Source organism: Mycobacterium sp. C31M (assembly GCF_053345865.1).
The window spans coordinates 111,536-133,362 of the sequence record NZ_JBKFAX010000009.1; the positions used below are offsets into that span (position 1 = coordinate 111,536).

Here is a 21,827-nt window from a genome sequence, read left to right on the forward strand (position 1 = left end):
ATGCCGAGCCGCATGACACGCTTTGGATACACCCTGATGACGGAACAGGCCGGACCGAAAGACCTTGTCGAGCATGCCGTCTTGGCGGAACAGGCCGGTTTCGACTTCGAGGTGTGCAGTGACCATTTCACCCCGTGGCTGACCAGCCAGGGGCACGCGCCCAACGCGTGGGCCGTGCTGGGCGCGGTGGCACATGCGACCACACGCGTGGGCCTGCACTCGTTCGTCACCTGTCCGACGATGCGATATCACCCCGCGGTGGTGGCCCAGCAGGCCGCGACGGTGCAGATCCTGGCCGACGGCAGGTTCACCCTCGGGCTCGGCAGCGGTGAGAACCTCAACGAACACGTGATCGGGGCCGGGTGGCCTGCTGCCGCGCGACGCCTGGACATGCTGGCCGAGGCGATCAAGGTGATCCGCGAACTGCTCGGTGGCGAACTGGTGGACCACCGCGGTGAGTTCTTCGCCGTCGAGTCCGCCCGAATCTGGGACGTTCCCGAGGACCCGGTCGGTATCGGCGTATCGATCACCGGAGACCGAACAGTGGAGAAGCTGGCCGTGCTGGCCGATCATCTGATCAATACGGCGCCCGATCGCGATGTCGTCGGCAAGTGGAACAGCACACGTCAGCCCGTGGGACTCCCGGACGGCCGCGTGATCGGGCAACTTCCGGTCTGCTGGGATCCGGACCGCGACAAGGCGATTGCCCGGGCACACGACCAGTTTCGATGGTTCGCCGGGGGTTGGGGAGTGAATGCCGATCTGCCGACACCGGCCGGGTTCGCCGCGGCCAGCCAGTTCGTGCGTCCCGAGGATGTGGCGTCGGCGATCTCGTGCGGGCCGGACCTCGACGCCATCGTCGAGGCGGTGCGCGGCTATCACGACGCCGGTTACACCGATGTGGCGCTCATCCAGGTCGGCGGCGACACCCAGCAGCAGTTCCTCGCCGAAGCGGCCGAACCGCTGCTGGCCGCGTTGCGCGCGGAATTCGGCTGACCGTCAGCCCAGCAGTGAACTCTCGCCATCGGCCCAGCACTTCATCATGTGCTCGGCCAGGCGGTCCTCGACGATATCGCGCGCCCGTACCCCGAACACGATGTCATTGTTGAGATCGGGATCGGCGCGCAGCAGGTCGCCGACCACATCGTTGACCACCACCTGCTCGTGTACCGCGTCGGCCTCGACGTGCTCGCGGTAGAACAGCTGACACGGCTCCGGCGCGCCGAGTCGCTGCAGGGCCTGCACCAGCCGTCGTGACCCCGGCGGTGAGGTGATCTCGGTGGCGGCGAAATGCCCGACCGCGGCACCGCGCAGATCGCGGTGCAGCCCGAACATCGACGAGATGTTCACCACGGCAAGCGATTCGGCGGGAACGGCGTCGAGATAGCTCAGGTAGCCAGCGTCCAGCCCCGCGGCCGTCATCAGCTCGGCGAATAGCTGCTGGTGCATGTGGGTCGCCCGCCCGGCGCCGTATTCGTCGTATTGCACCGCCACGTAGGCGGCCTTGGCCGCCCCGGTCAGCCGGGGGATCACCCATGACTGCGGGTCGGCCTCCTTGAGGTGATACAGCGACCGGTGCACGAAGTATTCGCGCAGCTGCTCCCAGGTGCCGACGCTGCGTAGAAAATGGGATGGCCCGCCGTCGGGGGAGTGGTGTACCGGATCGTCGGGCGGCTCACCGGCCAGCCGTCGCATCTCGGCCTGTGCGGACACCCCGTCGATATCACCCACGCAGCGGCGCAGGTACTCCAAAAAGTGGCGCTCCAGTCGCAGCCGCAACCCGATCAGATCGACATCCCACTCCCAGTCCGCCGCGACGTCGGCAAAACCCCGGTATGACAGCTCGTAGGCCACATACAGCGCAAGCTGCAGATCCCGTCCCATCGGGTCGGTGCCGTCGGGCCGCAACCGGGTCAGATCCTGAACCCGACCGGACAGCTGCGCGATCAACGCGCCGGACAGCGGTCCGGCCGGTTGGGGAAGCGGTGCGGTGAGCATGTGATCAGACCTTGCTGCGCACCCGCCGCCACCCGGATGCCACCTGATCGCCGCCCTGCTCGATCGCGGTCTCGGCCAGCTCGGCCCCGCGGCGGCGTGCCTCGGCGGCGATCGGGGCGCTGCGCTCGGCGGCTCGCTCCAGAGCGGTCGCGCTGCGGTCACGTGCGGTCTCGGCGAGCTCCACCCCGCGATCCAGTGCGGTCTCGGCGAGTTCGGCTCCCCGTTTACGGGCCTTGCGGGCAATCGGTGCGCTCTTCTCGGCGCCCTTGTACAGGGCGGCGGCGCTGCGGTCATAGGCGATGGCCAGATTGTCGGCGGCGGACTCCAGCGCGGAGGCGGCCAACGGCGTACCCCGCTCGATGGCGGCGTCGGCGAGTTCACGCCCGCGTTCCACCCCGACGTGCACGCCGTGGCCCAGTCGCTCGGCGAACTCGGACTCCAGCACGCTGTCATGTGAGGAGGGCAGCGCATCCGAGACGGCTTGCACGACCTTGCGGCCGGCGCGGCGGCCCCGCCACCCCAGCGAGGGCTTGCCCGCGGTGTCGGCGGACGCGAGGACCAGGCCGCCGATCAGGCTGAGATCGGTGAGGAAGGCGCGCCGCTTCTCGGCCTTGGCGATCGGATCGGTCTCATCCCAGAACATGTGTTTGCCCAGGTTGGCCGGAATGACCGTGGCGGCGAGCAAGCCGGCGGCGACCCGCGGAACCCTCCCGGTGGCCAGCAACAATCCACCACCGATCTGCACCGCGGCGTTGATGCGGGCGACGGTGACTGCGTTGTCGGGGACCTTGTCGGCGACCGGCCCCGGCAGCGATTGCAAGCCGTCCAGGGTCGGCTGCACGACCTCGGCTGCGGGTTTCACATCACGGAGGGCCTCGACGCCCTGTCCGATGAAGGCGGCCGACAACAATGGGCGGGCGATTCTGCGTACCAACATGACCCGGGTGTTCCCACCCGGGCGGGAAAACAAACACAGTGGTTCCGGTCACGATCTGGTTTCGGAATGCCTAAGGCGCGCAACAGGAACGGCCCACCGGCTCAGGTTTGGTGTGCCATGCCGCCGGGGTAACGACAGCCGCATGCGATATCTAAGCCATCATCGGGCCGAGCATGATGAACGCCGCGGCGTAGATGCCGATGGCGATCAGCACGGCCATGGCCAGAATCACCGCGATGGTGATCAGGACGCCGCGAAGCGTGTGGTTGCTCATCCTTCGGGGTTACCCGTTGCGCGTCGCGGTGACACAGCGCAGGTGCGGGGTGGTTCCGTTGGTTAGCGACCGGGGCACGTGGGGTAACCTCCGAGCGGACATGCCGGGAGGTCAGATGGTGCAGCAGGAAGCGGACGCGCATGCGGCCGACGGTGATCGCTCGGTAGAGATCCGGGTCGCCGCCACGTTGGAGAATCTCGCGGTGCTGCGGGTTCTGATCGCCGCAGCGGCCACCTTCGAGGACCTGGACTTCGATGCCGTCTCCGATCTGCGGCTGGCGGTCGACGAGGCGTGTACCCGCCTGGTGAAGGCCGCCGTGCCCGGTTCCGCCCTCATCATCAGCATCAAGCCGACCGACGACGCCGTCGTCATCCAGGCGTCGGCCACCTGTCGCAGCGACGAGGACGCCATAGTCGCGCCCGGCAGCTTCAGCTGGCATGTGCTCAGCTCGCTGACCGACGAGGTCAGCACCTTCGCCGACGGCCAGCACGCCGACTCCGGCCGGGTATTCGGCATCTCACTCACTGCAAGGCGAGCGAGTCTGTTGCAGTGAACTCGGAATACGCCGACGTCATCGAGATGTTTCGCGTACTCGGCGAACTGCCCGATGGCTCGGCAGAACACGAGCGGCAGCGCGAACGGATCGTGACGCGCTGCCTGCCGCTGGCCGATCACATCGCGCGCCGCTTCGAGGGCCGTGGCGAGGCCCGCGACGACCTGGTCCAGGTGGCCCGGGTGGGTCTGGTCAATGCCGTCAACCGGTTCGACGTGGACGCCGGTTCGGATTTCGCGTCGTATGCGGTGCCGACCATCATGGGCGAGGTCCGCCGACACTTCCGCGACAACGGCTGGTCGGTCAAGGTGCCGCGCCGGCTCAAGGAACTTCACCTGCGTCTCGGTGCGGCCACCGCGGAGATGTCACAGCGGCTGGGCCGCGCACCGACGCCGTCGGAGCTGGCCGCCGAACTGGACATGGACCGCCAGGAAGTCGTCGAGGGCCTGATCGCGGGCAGCTCCTACAACACGCTGTCCATCGACAGCGGCGGATCTGGTGACGACGAGGCGCCGGCGATCGCCGACACGCTGGGATCGCCGGACACCGCGTTGGATCAGATCGAGAATCGTGAGGCACTGCGGCCGCTGCTGGGCAAGTTGCCCGAACGGGAACGCACCGTGCTGGTGCTGCGGTTCTTCGAATCGATGACACAGTCGCAGATCGCCGAACGGGTCGGCATATCGCAGATGCACGTGTCGCGGCTGTTGGCCCGGTCGCTAGCGAAGCTGCGCGACGAGTTGCAGTAGCCGCGGTGGCTGGCCGTGCACCCGGGCCAGCGCATCAGCCAGCTGATCGCCGGCGGGCAACACCCCGTCCGGATCGCAGATCTGCAGCATCCGGCGGACCGCGGCACTCGGTATCAGCGCCCAGCGGGCGTCCCGGCCCGCGGCGGTGACGCTGACCGTATGAAGCATCGAAAATGCCTCGGTGGCAAAGAATTCCACGTCGGTGAGGTCGAGGACCAGTTGTTCGGTGTGGGCCAGGTGCAGCTGCGCGTAACTGCTGAACCGGCGGGCGTTGGCGGCGTCGACATCACCGGCCACCGATACCACCGTCACCGAGGGCGGAATCCGCCGGACGGTGAAGGTGGCGGTCCCGCGCCGGGGCCGCGGAGACGATGGCGCGCGCGCTGCAGTATCCGTTGTGGCCATAGGAGGCTCCGTCAGTGGATTGCGTGACCGGGCACGTACTGAATCTGCGTCCGACCCTACGCCAGAATCCGCAGGTAGAAACTGTCCGGCCGGTTAACAGTGTGTCAACGCGGGCGGTCACACTGGTGGCATGGTATCGACCCGATCGCAACAGGCGGTGACCGGTGTGGTGTTGGCCGCCGGCGCGGGAACCCGATTCGGGATGCCGAAAGTGCTTGCTGGCGACGGTGATTGGCTGATTCGTGCAGTTGCGGCGCTGGACCGGGGCGGCTGCGGCGAGGTGCTGGTGGTACTGGGCGCGGCCGACGCGCCGGTACCGGCACCCGCCCGCGCGGTCCGTGCCGTGGACTGGGCCGACGGGTTGTCAGCATCGCTGCGGGCCGGGCTGGCCGCGGTGTCTGTGACAGCCGAGTACGTCGCGGTGATGACGGTCGACACCCCGGATATCGGAGCCGACGTGGTGTCGCGGGTGCTGGCTGCGGCACGGATGTCGGCATCGGGACTGGCGCGGGCCGTCTTCGCGGGCCGGCCGGGGCATCCGGTGGCGCTCGCGCGCCGGCACTGGCCCGCGCTGATCGAGCAGTTGCACGGCGACACCGGGGCCGGGCCGTTCCTGCGGGCCCACACCGACGTCGTCGAGGTCGAATGCGGGGATCTGGCCACCGGCCGCGATATGGATGTGCCTCAGCGGAAGGTATAGCCGCCGTCGGGGTAGAGGGTCGACCCGGTGGTGATCCGGCTGGTCAACAGATAGCCGACGGTGTGGGCGATCTCGTCCTCGGTGGCGAGTCGGCCGATGGTCGATGCGGCGCGGTACCCGTCGAACGCCGCGTCGCGGACCTCGGCCGTGCGGGTCGCCCACAGGTGTCCGTCCACCGTGCCGGGTGCGATCGCAGTCACCGTGACCGGTGCGAGTTCCAGCGCCAGCCCGCGGGCCAGGCCTTCGATGGCCGCATTTGCCGCGGCATAGGCCGGCGCGATACCCGCCGGTCGCGCCCCGGCGGCCCCGGACATCAGCACGATCGCGGCGTCGGCGCCCAGTTTCGGCAGCGCCGCGCGGGTGACGCGGTACTGACCCCAGAATTTGGAGTCGAACGCGGTGGCGGCCTCGGCGACGCTGAGATCGCGCATCGGCCCGGTGCGGTAGTCGGCGGCGGTGGTGAACAGTCCGTGCACGATGTCGACGGTGTCGAAGAACCTGTCGATCGACTCCTGGTCGCCGGTGTCCACCCGGTGCCAGCGCGCCGCCGGGCCCAGGCTCTCGGCGGCCGCGGTCAGGCGCTGTTCGTTGCGACCGCCCAGCACGACGGTGCCGCCGCCGGCGGTCACCAGTCGGGCGGTGGCCAGCCCGATCCCGCTGCCACCGCCCACCAGGACGACGGTGCGGTCGGCGAACGTCTGATCAGGCATGCCATGACGGTACGGCCGCCGACCGCGCAGTCATCCCGGCTGCGATGTCAAAGGTGTTCGGTGCCAGCCGATTCCGGATGAATCACGGTGCGTGGAACTCAGGTGTGCACTTCCAGGCCCAGCGCCGCGGCGGCATAACGCCGCACGGTGTCCTCGGAGATGGCGGCGACATCCTCGAACCCGGGCCGTGCCCGGCTCGTCATGTTTCCGGACACCGGGTCCAGCGCGATCTCGGCGAGCATCTCACCGGTGGTCGGCTCGCAGACGGCCCAGGTGTAGCGGGTGTCGTCGGCCCAGCCGTCGGCGGCGTCGTGGACGTAGTCGAGGTCGTCCTCACCCATTTCGGTCAGCGCCGGCCGGTCGTCGACGCGGTCATCGCAGCGCAGTCCGCGCAGATACCACTGACCGTTGTTGATCTCGACGGGTTCCATGTTGACCTCCCCGGAAAGCCGAATGGCCACTTATTGCACAGGATTCGCGAGAATCCGTGCCATAAGTGGCCACTGGGCGGATTGACTAGTCCTTGATCTCGGCGATCACGGTGCCCTGGGTGATGGCCGCGCCGGCCTCCACGGCCAGGCCGGTGATGGTGCCATCCTTGTGCGCGGTGACCGGGTTCTCCATCTTCATGGCCTCCAGCACCACGACCAGGTCGCCGGCGGCGACCTGCTGGCCCTCCTCGACGGCGACCTTCACCACGGTGCCCTGCATGGGCGCGGTGACCGAGTCGCCCGAGGCGGCCGCACCGCCGCCGGCGCCGCGCTTGCGGGACTTGGGCTTCTTGCGCAGTGCCGCACCCGCACCGGCACCGCCGCCACCACCGAGGGCCAGGTCACCGGGCAGCGAGACCTCCAGGCGCTTACCGCCGACCTCGACGACGACCTTCTGCCGGGGCAGGTTGTCCTCGTCATCGATGGGCTCACCACCGGTGAAGGGTTCGACGGTGTTGTCCCATTCGGTTTCGATCCAGCGGGTGTGTACGTCGAACTTCTCGCCGTCGCCGATGAAGGCGGGGTCGGCGGTGACGGCGCGGTGGAACGGGATGACCGTCGCCAGACCTTCGACGTTGAATTCGGCAAGGGCGCGGCGCGAGCGGGCCAGGGCCTCTTCGCGGGTGGCGCCGGTGACGATCAGCTTGGCCAGCATCGAGTCGAACTGTCCGCCGATGACCGAGCCGCTCTCGACACCGGAGTCCATTCGCACACCGGGGCCGGTGGGCGGCTCGAACGTGGTGACCGGGCCCGGCGCGGGCAGGAAGCCGCGGCCGGCGTCCTCGCCGTTGATGCGGAACTCGAAGGAGTGGCCGCGCGGGGTGGGGTCCTCGGTGATGTCGAGGGCCTCGCCGTTGGCGATCTTGAACTGCTGCAGCACCAGGTCGATGCCCGAGGTTTCCTCGGTGACGGGGTGTTCGACCTGCAGGCGGGTGTTGACCTCCAGGAAGGAGATCAGGCCGTCCTGGCCGACCAGGTATTCCACGGTGCCGGCACCGTAGTAGCCGGCTTCCTTGCAGATGCGCTTGGCGGACTCGTGGATCTCCTTGCGCTGCGCGTCGGTGAGGAACGGTGCGGGGGCTTCCTCGACGAGCTTCTGGAAGCGGCGCTGCAGCGAGCAGTCGCGGGTGCCTGCGACGACGACGTTGCCGTGGGTGTCGGCGATGACCTGGGCCTCGACGTGGCGGGGCTTGTCCAGGTAGCGCTCGACGAAGCACTCGCCGCGGCCGAAGGCCGACACGGCCTCACGGGTGGCCGAGTCGAACAGTTCGGGGATCTCTTCCATGGTGCGGGCGACCTTCATGCCGCGCCCGCCACCGCCGAAGGCGGCCTTGATGGCGATCGGCAGGCCGTGCTCCTTGGCGAAGGCCAGGATCTCGTCGGCGTCCTTGACCGGGTCCGGGGTGCCCGGCACCAGCGGTGCCTGGGCGCGCGCGGCGATGTGGCGGGCGGTGACCTTGTCACCGAGGTCGCGGATGGACTGCGGGCTGGGGCCGATCCAGATCAGCCCGGCGTCCAGTACGGCCTGGGCGAAATCGCCGTTCTCCGAGAGGAAGCCGTAGCCGGGGTGGATGGCGTTGGCGCCGGACTTCTCGGCGGCCTCGAGGATCTTCTCGAAGACCAGGTAGGACTCCGCGGAGGTCTGGCCGCCCAGGGCGAACGCCTCGTCGGCCAGGCGCACGTGCGGGGCGTCGGCGTCCGGTTCGGCGTAGACGGCCACGCTGGCCAGCCCGGCATCTTTCGCGGCCCGGATCACCCGGACGGCGATCTCCCCGCGGTTGGCGACAAGCACCTTGGAGATTTTCGAGCTGGCGTGACTGGGCACTGCGCCTCCTGGTGGCAGGTATCTCTAAGAAACGTCTTTAAGAATGTATCGGGCGAAGTTTATGTGTCCAATTCCGGGGTGGCGAGTCGGCCCCCTTAATTTTCGGCGAGTTACCGTCAACCTTCCGGTAAGGTGGCTTTGTTACTCGTCAGTATGTTTGACGTGGGCATCGCTGCGCTGCGATAACACCGCCTGAAACACTGCGGCGGCGCCCCGTTCGGGGCGCCGCCGCAGTTGACAGCTGTCGAGAACCGGTTCACCCGAACAGTGTCGGGATGCCCTTCATCGACGGAGGCGGTTCGACACCGAGCGCGTTGGCCAACAGCGACGGTGCGACGTCGAGGACGTCGACCTCCTTGCGTGACGGATCCGCGGTGATACCGGCGCCCGCGGCCAGCAGGATGCCCTCCGGGATGTGATAGCCGGTGTTGACCCCGCCGATACGCGAATGCACGCTCAGGCCCAGTTCGGTTGCCGGCACGGTCTTCTCGGCGACCGCGCCGAACGGGTGGATGGCCACCGTCGTGGTGTCCTCGCCCGGGACGGTGTAGTCGATACCGAAGGTGACGGTCTTGCCTTCCACCCGCAGCCGCGCGAACAACCGCTCGGCCCCGTTCACCAGGACCGACTCCAGCGGGGCCACCGCCTCGGCGGCGTCGGTCTCGGACTCGAAGACCAACGAGAGCATCGGGTACATGGCCAGCGCGACGTCGGCGGGCTTGAGGCCCAGTTGGGCGATCAATTTGGTGTGGTCGTCCAGGACGAAGCGGCCGCCGTCGAGCTTGGGCACCGCGACCGGGCCCTGGCCCATGCTCGCCGAGAGCACCAGCATCGACTCCGGATGCTTGGCCAGGTACTTGCGGATGCGCCCGATGTGGCGGTCGGTGATGTCCATGGCGGCCACGATGAAGCTGCCGTACACCTCGTCGGCGTCGTACTCGAACTTCTCGGTGTAGCCCGGCATCCCGTCACCCCAGAACCGGTGCATCATGCCTGCGACGTGATTGGTGAAGAACACCGACAGCCGCGGCTGCACCTTGCGGTGCTGGCGCCAGTACAGGTCGAAGCTCAGCGGAGCCTGCATCGCCGACCGGAATGCCTTGTAGCGCGGGTCGATTCGCTCCTTGACCAGGTGGGTGGCCAACGTCGCGGTGGTACGCGGGGTCAGCCCCTGGCGGACCAGGTCGACCGCAGTACCGGCCAGTGCCTTCGGGTTCAGCGCCGAGTCGGGGGAGAAGCCGTTCTCACCGGTCATCGCGAGGTTGAAGGCCTGAAAGCTCTCCAGCGCCGGAGGATAGGTCTTGGCATCGGAGGCGAAGGTGTCCGGGACATAGAAGCCGCCGTGCTTGAACGGCCGGGCCGGCCAGCTCTGCATCGGACCGAACAGGCCCACCGACAGGCCGGCGCGTTCGGCGACATCCCAGATCGGGTCACCACGGAAGGTCGACGGATCCTGGCCCAGGTCGAACGAGTTGTGTTCGTAGCTGGAGGTGTGCAGCGTCGGCCAGGTGCGCCAGGGCTGCAGGCCCTGCAGTTCCTCGCGGTCCTCGTGCACGGTGGTCAGTGACTGGCCGTCCCGCAGCAGGTCGGCGAGGTTGGACTCGGGACGGTGCTTGACGTAGATGTCCACGACGTCCCATGGGACTTCGTTGAGCTCGTAGAGGATGACGTCCCTGGCTTGCCGATTCATCGGGCCGGGCCCCTTTCTGGTCCTTCGTTTGCTGCCCCCGCGGTCGAGAACGCCGTGACACGCAGCGACGAGTGTCGGGCCAGCTAGCTGGCTGGGTAGCTTGCTTGGGCCATTCTGGCACGGATCGGGAGAAGTGTCCGTGGCCGACAATATTGACGGAAGCGACAGTGGTGATGTCGGCCACATGCCCGGCAGGGCCGGAACTACGAGCTGCGCAGCCGCCGCTTGATCCGCGTCAGCATCGCCGACATACCGCGCAACCGCAGCGGGCTGATCAGTGCCGCCAGCCCCAGCTCGGAGTAGAAGTCATCCGGGACCGCCAGGATGTCGTCGGCGGATTGACCGTCCAGGCCGGCGGCCAGGATCGAGGCGAAACCGCGGGTGGTCGGGGCCTCGGCCGGTGCGCTGAAGTACAGCCGGACATGCGTGCGGTCGCTGGCGTCGACGTCGAGGAACAGCGGCGACTGGCACTCGGGGACCGGCTCCATCGCGGCTTCCTCTAAGTGGCCGGGCAGCGCGGGCAGTTCGTTGGCGAACTCCAGCAGCAGCTGCAGTTTGTCCTGGCCCTGCATGTCCCGGAAATCGGAGACGACCTCGGCCAGGGCGGCCGGCATGCTCATCGTCGGCTCACGGCGCGTCGCCGGGCTCTTCCCCGACGGCGACGGGCACCCGCACGGCGTTACCCCATTCGGTCCAGGAGCCATCGTAGTTGCGTACGCCCTCGCGGCCCAGCAGGTGGGTCAACACGAACCAGGTGTGGCTGCTGCGCTCGCCGATGCGGCAATAGACGATGGTCTTCGGGTCGGTGTCGCCGTCATCGAGGAAGCCGTACAGCTCGTCGAGTTCGGCGCGGCTGCGGAACTGGCCGTTGTCCCGGGCCGCCTTGGCCCACGGGATCGACACCGCGGTCGGGATGTGCCCGCCGCGCAGCGCGCCCTCTTCCGGATAGTCCGGCATGTGGGTGCGCTCGCCGGTGTACTCCTGCGGGGACCGCACATCGATCAGCGGCTGGGTGCCCAGCACGTCGAGCACATCGGAGCGGAACGCGCGGATGGCGGCGTCGTTGCGCTCCACCACCGGGTAACCCGTGCTCGGCTTGCCCGGCACGTCCAGGGTGGTGTCGCGGCCGTTGCTCACCCACAGATCGCGGCCGCCGTCGAGCAGCCGCACGTCGGGGTGGCCGAAGAGGGTGAACACCCACAGTGCGTAGGCGGCCCACCAGTTGCTCTTGTCGCCGTAGATGACGACGGTGTCGTCGCGCGAGATGCCCTTGCGGTCCATCAATTCGGCGAACTGGGCGCCGTCGATGTAGTCGCGCACGGCCGGGTCGTTGAGGTCGGTGTGCCAGTCGATCTTCACCGCACCGGGGATGTGCCCGGTGTCGTAGAGCAGGACGTCCTCGTCGGACTCCACGATGGCCAACCCGGCGCGGCCCAGATTGGCCGACAGCCAATCCGCGGTGACCAGTCGTTCGGGGTGCGCGTAAGCGGCGAGGGCGGGATCAGGATCGGCAGGCAGCGGCACACCATGAGCCTACTCATGCCGGGTGCGCCGCGCGCTCACGACCGGCGATGGTTCAGGCAGTCGGCCGCGGGCGCCAGGGTGGCGCGCATGTTGCGCCGCATCATCTCGCATGCGGCATCGGCGAGTCCGGCGTCGATATGGGCGACGGCGTCGCGTGCCACCACCACCTCGTAGTGCCGCACATAGGCGTCCAGCGCGGTGTAGAGCACACACTGTTCGGTGACCTGGCCGGTCAGTATCACCCGGTGGGTGCCCAGCCGTTCCAGCAGGTGGTCCAGCGCGGTGGCATAGAACGCGCTGTGCCGAACCTTGTTGAGCCGCAGGCATTCCGCGGTGGGCAGGATGGGTTCGACCAGTTCGGGGTGTGCGCCGTGGCGGGCGTCGTCGACGATGTCGTCCCACACCGCGGTGAAGTCGCCGTAGTTGTCGTTGACATAGATGACCACCGCATCGTCGCATCGGGCCCGGTGGATCAGGTCGGCCAGCGGATCGATCACCGCGGCGGCACTGGCAGCGAGCTGCTCGGCATCGGGGTGGCGGTAGTTGTTCATCATGTCGATGACCAGAACGGCGGTGTCAGCCATGGCGGTGGACTACCCGGCGCCGGTGGTTTCGACGCGTGTGGTCCGGGCACTCCTTGGCCATGACCGATCCCGAGGATGTGCTTCGGCCCAGTGAGGCGACCGACCCCGACGAACTCAACGATGACGGCAACGACCAGGTGGTGGACGCACCCGAGGACTGGCAGGGCGCCGACAAATTCGGGATGACCGAACGCGAAGCGGCCGAGGGTGAGTCGTTGGACGACAAACTCGCCGCCGAGGAACCCGATATCGGCTAGCCGCCGTCGGCCTGCCACAGTGCCGCGACCGAGATGTCGAGCTCGGCCAGCAGGGTGCGCAGCAGCGGCAGGCTGATGCCGATCACGTTGGACGGGTCACCCTCGATCCGATCGATGAACCAGCCGCCCAACCCGTCGAGGGTGAAGGCGCCTGCGACGTGGATCGGCTCGCCGGTATCGATGTAGGCGCTCAGTTCGGTTTCGGTGGGGGAACCGAAATGCACCGCGGTGGAACCGGTTTCGGCGGCCGTGTCGGTGATGATGCCGTCGCGCAGCCGCAGCAGTGCATGCCCGCTCAACAGGTGCCCCGTACGTCCGGCCATCGCCGCCCACTGCGCCCGGGCGGCCGCCGCCGATCCGGGCTTGCCGCACAGCGTGCCGTCGAGATAGAGCATCGAGTCGCAACCCAGCACCACACAGTCGGCGGAGATGTCGTCGGCCAGTTGCGCGGCGACGCTGAGCGCCTTGGCGTTGGCCAGCTTGGCCACCACCGCCTCCGGCGGTGTGCCGGGATCCAGCGATGCGATCAGCGCATGCTCGTCGACATCGGAGACCGCGACCAGCGGATCGATGCCGGCCTGGCGGAGCACGCCCAGTCGGCCGGGCGAGGCCGAACCGAGGACCAGCCGGATCAACTGGGCCTGATGTTCTTCGCGTAAGCGCTCATCAGCGCCGCATGTGGGTGCGCTCCAGCAGCGTCACCCGCTGCCAGGCGTGGCTCTGGTAGCGCAGCTTGTCCACCGGATGACCCCACAGGTTGAGCTCTTGCGGGCCCGGCTCACCCGGGCCGGTGCCACCGGCAGCGGCCAGCACCGCGACCAGCGCCGCCAACTCCTCGGCCGACGGATTGCCCTTGACCACCCGGAACTCCGGCACCGGTGGCGCGGGGTTGTCGATGGTCAGGTCACGCGGGTCGCTGACTTCGACGATGTCGACGTTCTGGCTCATGGATGTCCTTGTCGGAGTTGAAGTCGGCCGATCAGAGCGGGATGTTGCCGTGCTTCTTGGGCGGCACCTGGCTGATCTTGCGCTCCAGCAGACGCAGCGAGGTGGCCACGTACCCGCGGGTGTGCGAGGGCGGGATGACCGCGTCGACATAACCGCGCTCAGCGGCGATGTACGGGTTCACCAGGGTGTCCTCGTAGGACTGCTGCAGCTCCAGGCGCAGCGCGTCGACGTCCTCGCCCTCGGCGGCGGCCTTCTTGAGGTCCTGGCGGTAGACGAAGCCCACCGCGCCGGAGGCACCCATCACGGCGATCTGGGCCGTCGGCCAGGCCACGACCACGTCGGCGCCCATGTCCTTGGAACCCATCACGCAGTACGCGCCGCCGTAGGACTTTCGGGTGATGACGGTGATCTTGGGCACGGTGGCCTCGCCGTAGGCGTACAGCAGCTTGGCGCCGCGGCGGATGATGCCGTTGTACTCCTGGCCGGTGCCCGGCAGGAAGCCCGGCACGTCGACCAGCAGCACGATCGGGATGTTGAAGCAGTCGCAGGTGCGGATGAACCGCGCGGCCTTCTCCGAGGCGTTGATGTCCAGGCAGCCGGCGAACTGGGTGGGCTGGTTGGCCACGATGCCGACGGTGCGCCCGTCGACCCGGCCGAAGCCGACGATGATGTTCTGCGCGTAACCGGCCTGCACCTCGAGGAACTCGTCGTCGTCGAGGATGCGCGAGATGACCTCGTGCATGTCATACGGCTGGTTCGGCGAGTCCGGGATCAGGGTGTCGAGCTCGATGTCCTCGCCGGTGAGGTTGTCCTCGATGGCGCCCGGGTGCGGCGGCGCCGGGTAGCGCGGCGGATCGGCGTAGTTGTTGACCGGAAGGTAGCTCAGCAGGTCCCGGACGTAGTCCAGGGCGTCCTGCTCGCCGGAGGCGACGTAGTGCACGGTGCCGGACTTGGCCATGTGGGTCTGGGCGCCGCCCAGCTCCTCCATGGTGACGTCCTCGCCGGTGACGGTCTTGATGACGTCGGGACCGGTGATGAACATCTGGCTGGTCTGGTCGACCATGATGACGAAGTCGGTCAGCGCGGGGGAGTAGACGTGCCCACCGGCGGCCGCGCCCATGATCAGCGAGATCTGCGGGATGACGCCTGAGGCCTTGATGTTGTTGTGGAAGATCCGGCTGTACAGGCCGAGCGAGACCACACCCTCCTGGATGCGGGCGCCGGCGCCGTCGTTGATGCCGATCAGCGGGCGGCCGGTCTTGATGGCCAGCTCCTGGACCTTGACGATCTTCTCGCCGTAGACCTCGCCGAGGCTGCCGCCGAACACGGTGGCGTCCTGGCTGAAGATGCAGACCTCGCGGCCGTCGATGGTGCCGTAGCCGGTCACCACGCCGTCGCCGAGCGGCCGGTTCTTTTCCAGGCCGAAGTTGGTGCTGCGGTGCCGGGCCAGCGCGTCGAGCTCGACGAAGGAGCCCTCGTCCAACAGCGCGTAGATGCGCTCGCGGGCGGTCAGCTTGCCCTTGGCATGCACCTTCTCGACCGCGGCCTCACCGACCGGGTGCAGCGCCTCTTCGGCGCGCTTGCGAAGGTCGGCCAGCTTGCCGGCCGTGGTGTGGATGTCTACTACGTGCTCTGCCGCCGGCTCGATAGTGCTCGTCATGGGTAGCGATGCTAGCCGCACTTCTAAGAACTGCATAAGAGAGGTGCGAGTTATGTCACTGCGTGTCGATTCCCGGCCAAGCTGTGGGGCGTGCCGGACCGTGACTCGATGCGCCAGCTGCTGCTCGATCGACGCGGCGACGACCGGCCGGGCCTGCGGTCCCGTGACCGCGACTGGACCTGGGATGACGTCGTCGACGAATCGGCCGCCCGGGGGCGGTCACGCTGGCACCCGATGTGCCACCGGGCGCACTGGGCCGCCCGGTGCACGACGGGGTGGCCATCGTGGACCCGGTCTCGCTGGCCGACTGTGCGCCCGCGGTGCTGGACCGCAACGGGCGGGTGCTCAACCCCGACGCTGCGGTCGGCGAGATCGTCGACAAGTACGGCACCCGCTCACCGTCGAGCATGTGCTGCGCCGTCACCCGGCGGTGATCGCGGCGGCCGCCTTCGCGGTGCCCGACCCCTCGACGTTCGACGCGCAGGCCTTCGCCGACTATCTGGGCGACCAGCCCGACCTGGGCACCAAATCGGCGCCCAGGCTGCTGCGGGTGTCGCTCCGGCTGCCGGTCACCTGGTCGAACAAGGTGGTCAAACATCAACTGCAGGAACAATGTTGGCGCACCGATGAAGTGGTGTACCGGTGGGTCGGACGGGGGCCCATTCGCTTCGAGGTGATGACTGCGGCCGACCGGGACGCCCTGGAGGCCGAGTTCGCCGCACACGGTCGGCAGCGGCACACCTGAGCGCTCACGTCATCTTGCGCAGCACCACCGAGAAACTGGCCAGGGCGGGCACCGGGTGCCGGCGCAGGAACCGGCTCTTCGCGTTCTCCAGCGCCTGCAGCGGCGGGATCACCGAGTAGTAGGCGTGACCGAAGCTGGAGCGCCACTGCTCCACCCCGGAAGCCGAAATCCTCGAACTTGTTGATGGCGCGCCCGCGTCGGTCCGGTGGTCCCGCGGTAGTAGGCCGGAAACTTCTGCAGGTTGGGCTGGTCGAGCCGGCCCGGCTGCACCTTGTCCAGGATGCGCCGCGCTGCGCGCTCCGGGATCAACTTGTTGACCGTAGCTGCCCTCCTCGTCGGTGATCGGTCGGCGCAGATCGGCCACCCTGGTCTGGACCGCCACGGCGGCCTTGCTGAGCTCCAGCGGTGAGATGTCCACGACGACACGGTGATCGGCGAAACCCCACCGTTGCGCATCGCCGACCACCGGATTGGCGCCCCCGCCGAGTTCGGCGACCGCATGCACACCCTCGCGCCTGGCCAGGTCGGCCACCGAGTCGTCATAGGCCTGCCAGAGTTCGGCGAAGTCCCGGTACTCGATGTCCTCGGCATGGTCGAACAGGTATGTCTGAGCCATCGGCTTGCACCCGCAAAGTCGTGTCGGAAATCCGGACGTTACCCAACGGCGAGACGAGTGTGGGCGTTGTGAAAATAGCTGTGGATAACTTCGGCTAAATGCATGATCTTGCCGAGGTGATGCTTATGCGCGCTACGCGAGCGTAAATTCCCGGATATGGCCAGGAACCGCGGTTGGATTGCAAATTCAATGACATTTGCTGATCCGGGAAGGGTGGCCGTCCGGCCGTCGCGGGCTGGGGCAATCTGGCCACACCGCCGCACGGCGCGTGTTACCCACGGGTGTGACCTTCGCATGGGATGAGACCGTCGACGTGCTGGTGGCCGGATCCGGTGCCGGTGGGGCCACCGGGGCGTATACCGCAGCGCGCGAGGGGCTTTCGGTGCTCATGGTCGAGGGGTCCGACAAGTACGGCGGCACCACCGCGTACTCCGGGGGCGGCGGGATGTGGTTCCCGTGCAATCAGTTCCTGCGCCGCGCCGGTGTCGACGACACCGTCGAGGACGCGCTGCAGTACTACCGCGCCGTGGTGGGGGAGCGCACCCCGGTGGCCCTGCAGGAGGCCTACGTCCGCGGCGGCGCACCGCTCGTCGAGTATCTGGAAGCCGATGAACTGCTGCGTTTCTCGCTGTTGCCGTGGCCGGACTACTTCGGTGCGGCGCCCAAGGCGCGTGCCGACGGGATGCGACACATCGCGGCCAAACCGCTGAAGGTCGCCGCCGCGCCGGAACTGCGGGAGGCGGTGCGTGGCCCGCTGGATGCCGACCGGCGGGGCGCCGCGGCGCCCGCGGACTACTTCGTCGGTGGTCGGGCGCTGATCGCGCGGCTGCTCGCGGCGACGCTGCGCCACTCGCGGGCATCGACGCAGCGCAACACCGCCCTGACCGAGTTGGTGCTCGCCGACGGTGTGGTCACCGGGGCGATGGTGGAACAGAACGGGCGGCGCCGCGCCATCCGGGCCACCCGCGGTGTGCTGCTGGCCGCCGGCGGCTTCGAACGCAACGACACCATGCGGGCCCGCTACGGCGTCCCCGGTGACGTGCGAGACACCATGGGGCCGTGGGCAAACCGTGGTCAGGCGCACCTGGCCGGTATCGCCGTCGGCGCCGACACCGACCTGATGGATCAAGCCTGGTGGTCACCGGGTCTGACCCACCCCGACGGCGCCTCGGCGTTCGCGCTGTGGTTCACCGGCGGCATCTTCGTCGACGACACGGGCAGGCGCTTCGTCAACGAATCGGCCGCCTATGACCGACTCGGCCGCGTGGTGCTGGACGCCATGGCCGCCGGGACCGTCACGCTGCCGTACTGGATGGTCTACGACGACCGCGAGGGCATAGTCCCGCCGGTCAAGGCCACCAACGTCTCGATGGCCGCCACCGAGGAGTACCTTGATGCCGGATTGTGGCGAACCGCAGACACATTGGACGATCTCGCCGTCGCCATCGGTGTACCGCCGGACAACCTGACCGAGACGGTGCGCCGGTACAACGGGTTCGTCGCCGCCGGTCACGACGACGATTTCGGTCGCGGCGACGAGCCCTACGACCGGGCCTTCTCCGGCGGCGCCTCGCCGCTGGTGCCGATCGAACGTGGACCGTTCCATGCCGCCGCGTTCGGTGTGTCCGACCTGGGCACCAAGGGTGGGTTGCGCACGGACACCGCAGGGCGGGTGCTCGATACCGCCGGCGCGGTGATACCCGGCCTGTACGCCGCGGGTAACACCATGGCCGCGCCGAGTGGCACCGTCTATCCCGGTGGCGGCAATCCGATCGGGACGAGCATGGTGTTCGGTCATCTGGCAGTGCGCGACATGTGCGGTAAACGGTGACCGGCGCACGTCTCGAGGCGTTTGCCGGGATGGCGGCGTGCGCTGGCGGGTGTCGAGTCGGCGTGGTGAACTAGGTCAGCTAACGTCACGGGAACACCCCGGCGTCAAATGGAAGGGCCGAAGAGGTTGATCCTGCAGGACGGCACTCGTGTGTGTGTGCTGCGTTTGCTGTCGGCAATTGACGTCGCTGGTAGTTTCGAGGGCGGTGCCGGCCATCGGCCGGGCCGCCGTCCGGCGGCGGCATTCTCAGGAGGGATCGTTGGTGCCTGACGACCAACCGGCCGAGGTCGGCGTGCACACCCGCCGCTACGACGGTGTCAACGGCCCGCGGGTGGCGATCGCCCACGACTACCTGACCCAGCGCGGCGGCGCCGAGAAGGTGGTGCTCTCGATGAGCAAGGCCTTCCCCGACGCACCCATCTACACCCTGCTCTACGACCCTGAGGGTACCTACCCGGAGTTCGCTGACCGCGATGTGCGGGTGTCCCCGCTGAATCGGGTCCCGCTGCTGCGCAAGCATCACCGGGTGGCGCTGCCGGTGCTGCCACTGGCCGCCGGGGCGATGTTCGTCGACGCCGACGTGGTGGTGACCAGTAGCAGCGGCTGGGCCCACGGATTCCGGACCGGCGGCGCCAAATTGGTGCACTGCCACACCCCGGCGCACTGGCTCTACGCGTTGGACCACTACCTCAAGCCCGGTGGTGACAAATTCAAACGGGCGGCGTTGAAGGTCGGCTCGCCGGCCCTGAAATCCTGGGACCGCCGCGCGGCCGGCACCGTGGACCGCTACCTGGCGGTGTCCACGGCCATCAAGGACCGCATCCGCAGCGCGTACGGGATCGATGCCGGGGTGCTGCCGTCACCGATCGCGCTCAAACCGCATACCGCCACCGAACCCGTGCCCGCGGTGGCCGACTGGCTCACTGATGGCGGACAACCGTTCTACCTGTGTGTCTCCCGGCTGATGGCCTACAAGAACGTCGACGCCGTGGTCGGGGCCTTCGCCCGCAGCGGCCGGCGCCTGGTGGTCGTCGGGCACGGTCCGGAGGCGGCCCGGCTGGAGCGGATGAAGACCCCGAACGTGGCGCTGCTGTCGGCGCTGACCGACGGTCAGATGGCCTGGCTGTACCAGTCCTGCCGGGCGCTGATCGCGGCCAGCTATGAGGATTTCGGGCTGACACCCATCGAGGCCGCGGTCTCCGGACGGCCCAGTGTGGTGCTGCGCTGGGGCGGATTCCTGGACACCGTCATCGAGGGCAGCACCGGAATGTTCTTCGACCGGCCCGAGGCGGCGTCCATTGCCGAGGCGCTGAACCGGTTCGAGGCCTGCGAGTTCGATCCGGACAAACTGCGCGCCCACGCCGAACGGTTCACCGAGGCGCGGTACGCCCAGTCGCTGTACGCGGCGGTCGACGAACTGGTCGGCGGCCTGGCACCGCAGGCATCACAATCCTGACCCGGACCGGGCAACACCCCAGTTCGGCTAGCTATGGTGGACGCGAATTCGCAAAGGAGCACAAACCCATGACCGGAGTACCCGCGTCGGCTGACCCGGCGGACGTCGCCCGCAAACAGGCCGCCGCCCCCGCGCTGCACATGCCGCCGCCCCCGGAATGGATTCTCGACGAGAACAACCGGGTCATCGACTACAAGATGCAGGGCATGACCCGCGGTCGCAAGATCCGCAACCGGCTGGGTGAACTCTTCTTCAACAGCTTCGTGACCTTCATCCCGTCGCACACCATCCGTCAGGGATACCTGCGGCTGATGGGCGCCCGGATCGGCCAGCGCACCTCGATCCTGCGTGGCACCACCGTGCTGGACATCGAATTCCTCACCGTCGGAGACGGTGTGGCGATCGGGTTCCGGTGCCTGCTCGACTCGCGCGCGGGGCTCTACATCGGCAACAACGTCACCATCGCCAGCGATGTGCACTTCATCGGCGGCGGTCACGACATCAACCACCCCGACTTCCTGCCGATCCCCATCCCGACCGTCGTCCAGGACTACGTGTGGATCGCCAGCCGCGCCATGGTGCTGCCGTCGCTGATCGGCCGCGGTGCCGTGGTGGCCGCGCACGCCGTGGTCAACAAGGACGTCGCCGATCTCGACATCGTCGGCGGTGTGCCGGCCAAGGTGATCGGTAAGCGGCCGGCAGATTCGCTGGGCTACACCAACAATCACCGCCCGCTGTTCTACTGATGACGGCTGCGCTGGCCGACTGCCGGCTCGTCTTCGTGGCGCCGGACGAGGGACAGACCGCTGTCGGCGACTACGCACAGGACCTGGTCGCCGAACTGCGCCCGTACTTCGGTGAGATCGTCGAGCACCGGACAGCCGGACCGGGCGCGGACACGTGGGCCGACCTGCGCAGGCACCGCGCGCAGGTGTGCCGACTGGTGGCCCAGGGCCCGCCCGGTAAGACCCTGGTGCACGCCGAGCTGTCCACCGGTGTGCTGCCGACCTTCTGGTCGATCGCCGGGCTCAAGGGAGTTCCGGTCACCTCGACGATCCACGACCCGCCGCAGGGACTGTGGTTCCTGGCCCGCACCAAGCGGATCGCGTCGTCGCGGTTGCTGACCCACGGCATCCACTACCCGCTGCGCCCACTGTCGCGGGCCATCGAGGGCCGCGTACACGGTGAGCGCACTCTGATCGCGCTCACCGAGACCGGCCGGCAGTCCATCGAACGCACCTACCCGCGCACCACCACTTACTGTGTGCCGCACCTGGTCCGGGAACGGACCGCGATCGCGCCGGCCCAGGACCGGCCGAAGGCGGTCGGGTTCTTCGGATTCGTCTATCGCGGCAAGGGTTTCGAGCAGATCGCGCGGATCCGTGAGCTGCTGCCCGCCGACATCACCATCCGGGTGGCCGGCCGCGGTACCGAGGCGCTGCCCGCGGCCGAGGGTATCGAGATCCTCGGTGGGGTGGACGGCGCCGAGGAGGACGCCTTCTTCGAATCGGTGCGCGCCATCGTCGTGCCCTACGGCAAGCGGCATTTCTACGCCGAGACCTACCCGGCCTCCGGGGTGGTCGCGCATGCCATGGCCTACAGCACGCCGGTGGTGTGCACCGGCTACGGCTCACTGGCCGAACTCGGCACCGCCGACGGGGTACTCAACGTGTCGCCGCGCGGCGACGGCGAGGACGCGGTGGCCGCCGGTCTGGCCGATGGCATCGCCACCCTGCTCGACGACCCGGTCCGGCTGACCGAGTTGGGCCGCAATGCCGACCGCACCCGGCAGCAACGTTCGCCGGCCGCGACCGCGGCGGCGTTCGCCGAGATCTGGTCGCGGGTGCTGGCCGGGCAGACCGAGAGCGCCTGAG

23 protein-coding genes and 2 pseudogenes are annotated in these 21,827 nt (G+C 68.3%); 10 read left to right on the top strand and 15 right to left on the bottom strand.

What is annotated here, in order from left to right; translation table 11 throughout:
* Positions 1–12 precede the first annotated feature (12 nt).
* Positions 13–996 carry a TIGR03557 family F420-dependent LLM class oxidoreductase gene (locus ACLBYA_RS15325; protein ID WP_447710272.1) on the top strand — a complete coding sequence of 328 codons (984 nt, stop codon included), beginning with the start codon at positions 13–15 and terminating at the stop codon, positions 994–996.
* A 3-nt stretch (positions 997–999) separates the two neighbouring features.
* Here ACLBYA_RS15325 and ACLBYA_RS15330 read toward each other — a convergent pair whose 3' ends face one another.
* From ACLBYA_RS15330 to ACLBYA_RS15340, 3 genes are all read right to left on the bottom strand, one after another.
* Positions 1,000–1,998, bottom strand: coding sequence for an iron-containing redox enzyme family protein (locus ACLBYA_RS15330; protein ID WP_447710273.1), 999 nt, complete (start codon positions 1,996–1,998; stop codon positions 1,000–1,002).
* A gap of 4 nt (positions 1,999–2,002) precedes the next feature.
* Positions 2,003–2,935, bottom strand: a complete 933-nt coding sequence (locus ACLBYA_RS15335) for a DoxX family protein (RefSeq protein ID WP_447710274.1) — start codon at positions 2,933–2,935, stop codon at positions 2,003–2,005.
* A 151-nt stretch (positions 2,936–3,086) separates the two neighbouring features.
* On the bottom strand, positions 3,087–3,209 hold the full coding sequence (locus ACLBYA_RS15340; RefSeq protein ID WP_447710275.1) for a hypothetical protein: 123 nt from the start codon (positions 3,207–3,209) through the stop codon (positions 3,087–3,089).
* 115 nt (positions 3,210–3,324) lie between these two features.
* On the opposite strand from ACLBYA_RS15340, the gene ACLBYA_RS15345 reads away from it, so the two are divergent.
* Both ACLBYA_RS15345 and ACLBYA_RS15350 read left to right on the top strand, forming a co-directional pair.
* On the top strand, positions 3,325–3,762 hold the full coding sequence (locus ACLBYA_RS15345) for an ATP-binding protein (RefSeq protein WP_447710276.1): 438 nt from the start codon (positions 3,325–3,327) through the stop codon (positions 3,760–3,762).
* Between the two features lie 26 nt (positions 3,763–3,788).
* Positions 3,789–4,511, top strand: a complete 723-nt coding sequence (locus ACLBYA_RS15350; protein WP_447710404.1) for an RNA polymerase sigma factor SigF — start codon at positions 3,789–3,791, stop codon at positions 4,509–4,511.
* Here ACLBYA_RS15350 and ACLBYA_RS15355 read toward each other — a convergent pair.
* Positions 4,482–4,916: an STAS domain-containing protein gene (locus ACLBYA_RS15355; RefSeq protein ID WP_447710277.1), complete on the bottom strand. Its 435-nt coding sequence runs from the start codon at positions 4,914–4,916 to the stop codon at positions 4,482–4,484. The genes ACLBYA_RS15350 and ACLBYA_RS15355 overlap by 30 nt on opposite strands.
* A gap of 130 nt (positions 4,917–5,046) precedes the next feature.
* Here ACLBYA_RS15355 and ACLBYA_RS15360 point away from each other — a divergent pair, with 130 nt between their 5' ends.
* Complete coding sequence (locus ACLBYA_RS15360; protein WP_447710278.1) at positions 5,047–5,616, top strand: nucleotidyltransferase family protein; 570 nt, start codon at positions 5,047–5,049, stop codon at positions 5,614–5,616.
* Here ACLBYA_RS15360 and ACLBYA_RS15365 read toward each other — a convergent pair.
* The 7 genes from ACLBYA_RS15365 to ACLBYA_RS15395 all read right to left on the bottom strand — a co-directional run bounded on the left by ACLBYA_RS15365 (position 5,601) and on the right by ACLBYA_RS15395 (position 12,440).
* A complete protein-coding gene (locus ACLBYA_RS15365; protein ID WP_447710279.1) occupies positions 5,601–6,326 on the bottom strand; it encodes an SDR family oxidoreductase in 726 nt (241 codons plus the stop codon). The genes ACLBYA_RS15360 and ACLBYA_RS15365 overlap by 16 nt on opposite strands.
* Positions 6,327–6,424: 98 nt before the next feature.
* Positions 6,425–6,757, bottom strand: coding sequence for a hypothetical protein (locus tag ACLBYA_RS15370; RefSeq protein WP_447710280.1), 333 nt, complete (start codon positions 6,755–6,757; stop codon positions 6,425–6,427).
* Between the two features lie 85 nt (positions 6,758–6,842).
* Positions 6,843–8,642 carry an acetyl/propionyl/methylcrotonyl-CoA carboxylase subunit alpha gene (locus ACLBYA_RS15375; RefSeq protein WP_447710281.1) on the bottom strand — a complete coding sequence of 600 codons (1,800 nt, stop codon included), beginning with the start codon at positions 8,640–8,642 and terminating at the stop codon, positions 6,843–6,845.
* 256 nt (positions 8,643–8,898) lie between these two features.
* Positions 8,899–10,332 carry a hypothetical protein gene (locus tag ACLBYA_RS15380; protein WP_447710282.1) on the bottom strand — a complete coding sequence of 478 codons (1,434 nt, stop codon included), beginning with the start codon at positions 10,330–10,332 and terminating at the stop codon, positions 8,899–8,901.
* A gap of 203 nt (positions 10,333–10,535) precedes the next feature.
* Positions 10,536–10,952 carry a SufE family protein gene (locus tag ACLBYA_RS15385; protein WP_447710283.1) on the bottom strand — a complete coding sequence of 139 codons (417 nt, stop codon included), beginning with the start codon at positions 10,950–10,952 and terminating at the stop codon, positions 10,536–10,538.
* Positions 10,953–10,959: 7 nt separating this feature from the next.
* Positions 10,960–11,856, bottom strand: a complete 897-nt coding sequence (locus tag ACLBYA_RS15390) for a sulfurtransferase (RefSeq protein WP_447710284.1) — start codon at positions 11,854–11,856, stop codon at positions 10,960–10,962.
* Positions 11,857–11,891: 35 nt separating this feature from the next.
* Positions 11,892–12,440, bottom strand: coding sequence for a cysteine hydrolase family protein (locus ACLBYA_RS15395; RefSeq protein WP_447710285.1), 549 nt, complete (start codon positions 12,438–12,440; stop codon positions 11,892–11,894).
* A gap of 59 nt (positions 12,441–12,499) precedes the next feature.
* Between ACLBYA_RS15395 and ACLBYA_RS15400 the strand changes: the two are divergent.
* A pseudogene (locus ACLBYA_RS15400) lies at positions 12,500–12,691 on the top strand (hypothetical protein); the annotation flags it as partial.
* Between the two features lie 2 nt (positions 12,692–12,693).
* Here ACLBYA_RS15400 and ACLBYA_RS15405 read toward each other — a convergent pair.
* The 3 genes from ACLBYA_RS15405 to ACLBYA_RS15415 are packed head-to-tail and all read right to left on the bottom strand — an operon-like array spanning position 12,694 to position 15,305.
* Entirely contained in the window at positions 12,694–13,332 is a 639-nt protein-coding gene (locus ACLBYA_RS15405; protein WP_447710286.1) for a Maf family protein, read from the bottom strand.
* 31 nt (positions 13,333–13,363) lie between these two features.
* On the bottom strand, positions 13,364–13,645 hold the full coding sequence (locus ACLBYA_RS15410; protein ID WP_447710287.1) for an acyl-CoA carboxylase epsilon subunit: 282 nt from the start codon (positions 13,643–13,645) through the stop codon (positions 13,364–13,366).
* Between the two features lie 31 nt (positions 13,646–13,676).
* Entirely contained in the window at positions 13,677–15,305 is a 1,629-nt protein-coding gene (locus ACLBYA_RS15415) for an acyl-CoA carboxylase subunit beta (RefSeq protein ID WP_447710288.1), read from the bottom strand.
* 212 nt (positions 15,306–15,517) lie between these two features.
* On the opposite strand from ACLBYA_RS15415, the pseudogene ACLBYA_RS15420 reads away from it, so the two are divergent.
* Positions 15,518–16,050, top strand: a pseudogene (locus ACLBYA_RS15420) (acyl-CoA synthetase); the annotation flags it as partial.
* A 4-nt stretch (positions 16,051–16,054) separates the two neighbouring features.
* Here ACLBYA_RS15420 and ACLBYA_RS15425 read toward each other — a convergent pair.
* Positions 16,055–16,666, bottom strand: coding sequence for a class I SAM-dependent methyltransferase (locus ACLBYA_RS15425; protein ID WP_447710289.1), 612 nt, complete (start codon positions 16,664–16,666; stop codon positions 16,055–16,057).
* Between the two features lie 283 nt (positions 16,667–16,949).
* Between ACLBYA_RS15425 and ACLBYA_RS15430 the strand changes: the two genes are divergently transcribed.
* From ACLBYA_RS15430 to ACLBYA_RS15445, 4 genes are all read left to right on the top strand, one after another.
* Positions 16,950–18,497, top strand: a complete 1,548-nt coding sequence (locus ACLBYA_RS15430) for an FAD-binding protein (protein WP_447710290.1) — start codon at positions 16,950–16,952, stop codon at positions 18,495–18,497.
* 262 nt (positions 18,498–18,759) lie between these two features.
* Complete coding sequence (locus tag ACLBYA_RS15435) at positions 18,760–19,953, top strand: glycosyltransferase (RefSeq protein ID WP_447710291.1); 1,194 nt, start codon at positions 18,760–18,762, stop codon at positions 19,951–19,953.
* Between the two features lie 68 nt (positions 19,954–20,021).
* Positions 20,022–20,699, top strand: coding sequence for an acyltransferase (locus ACLBYA_RS15440; RefSeq protein WP_447710292.1), 678 nt, complete (start codon positions 20,022–20,024; stop codon positions 20,697–20,699).
* A complete protein-coding gene (locus ACLBYA_RS15445) occupies positions 20,699–21,826 on the top strand; it encodes a glycosyltransferase (protein ID WP_447710293.1) in 1,128 nt (375 codons plus the stop codon). The genes ACLBYA_RS15440 and ACLBYA_RS15445 overlap by 1 nt, the downstream gene beginning before the upstream one ends.
* Position 21,827 lies beyond the last annotated feature (1 nt).

Bases quoted from the DNA above. Each gene is read 5' to 3' on its own strand.
- ACLBYA_RS15325 (WP_447710272.1), top strand. From the start codon at position 13: ATGACACGCTTTGGATACACCCTGATGACGGAACAGGCCGGACCGAAA.
- ACLBYA_RS15330 (WP_447710273.1), bottom strand. From the start codon at position 1,998: ATGCTCACCGCACCGCTTCCCCAACCGGCCGGACCGCTGTCCGGCGCG.
- ACLBYA_RS15335 (WP_447710274.1), bottom strand. From the start codon at position 2,935: ATGTTGGTACGCAGAATCGCCCGCCCATTGTTGTCGGCCGCCTTCATC.
- ACLBYA_RS15340 (WP_447710275.1), bottom strand. From the start codon at position 3,209: ATGAGCAACCACACGCTTCGCGGCGTCCTGATCACCATCGCGGTGATT.
- ACLBYA_RS15345 (WP_447710276.1), top strand. From the start codon at position 3,325: ATGGTGCAGCAGGAAGCGGACGCGCATGCGGCCGACGGTGATCGCTCG.
- ACLBYA_RS15350 (WP_447710404.1), top strand. From the start codon at position 3,789: ATGTTTCGCGTACTCGGCGAACTGCCCGATGGCTCGGCAGAACACGAG.
- ACLBYA_RS15355 (WP_447710277.1), bottom strand. From the start codon at position 4,916: ATGGCCACAACGGATACTGCAGCGCGCGCGCCATCGTCTCCGCGGCCC.
- ACLBYA_RS15360 (WP_447710278.1), top strand. From the start codon at position 5,047: ATGGTATCGACCCGATCGCAACAGGCGGTGACCGGTGTGGTGTTGGCC.
- ACLBYA_RS15365 (WP_447710279.1), bottom strand. From the start codon at position 6,326: ATGCCTGATCAGACGTTCGCCGACCGCACCGTCGTCCTGGTGGGCGGT.
- ACLBYA_RS15370 (WP_447710280.1), bottom strand. From the start codon at position 6,757: ATGGAACCCGTCGAGATCAACAACGGTCAGTGGTATCTGCGCGGACTG.
- ACLBYA_RS15380 (WP_447710282.1), bottom strand. From the start codon at position 10,332: ATGAATCGGCAAGCCAGGGACGTCATCCTCTACGAGCTCAACGAAGTC.
- ACLBYA_RS15385 (WP_447710283.1), bottom strand. From the start codon at position 10,952: ATGAGCATGCCGGCCGCCCTGGCCGAGGTCGTCTCCGATTTCCGGGAC.
- ACLBYA_RS15395 (WP_447710285.1), bottom strand. From the start codon at position 12,440: ATGGCTGACACCGCCGTTCTGGTCATCGACATGATGAACAACTACCGC.
- ACLBYA_RS15410 (WP_447710287.1), bottom strand. From the start codon at position 13,645: ATGAGCCAGAACGTCGACATCGTCGAAGTCAGCGACCCGCGTGACCTG.
- ACLBYA_RS15415 (WP_447710288.1), bottom strand. From the start codon at position 15,305: ATGACGAGCACTATCGAGCCGGCGGCAGAGCACGTAGTAGACATCCAC.
- ACLBYA_RS15425 (WP_447710289.1), bottom strand. From the start codon at position 16,666: ATGGCTCAGACATACCTGTTCGACCATGCCGAGGACATCGAGTACCGG.
- ACLBYA_RS15440 (WP_447710292.1), top strand. From the start codon at position 20,022: ATGACCGGAGTACCCGCGTCGGCTGACCCGGCGGACGTCGCCCGCAAA.
- ACLBYA_RS15445 (WP_447710293.1), top strand. From the start codon at position 20,699: ATGACGGCTGCGCTGGCCGACTGCCGGCTCGTCTTCGTGGCGCCGGAC.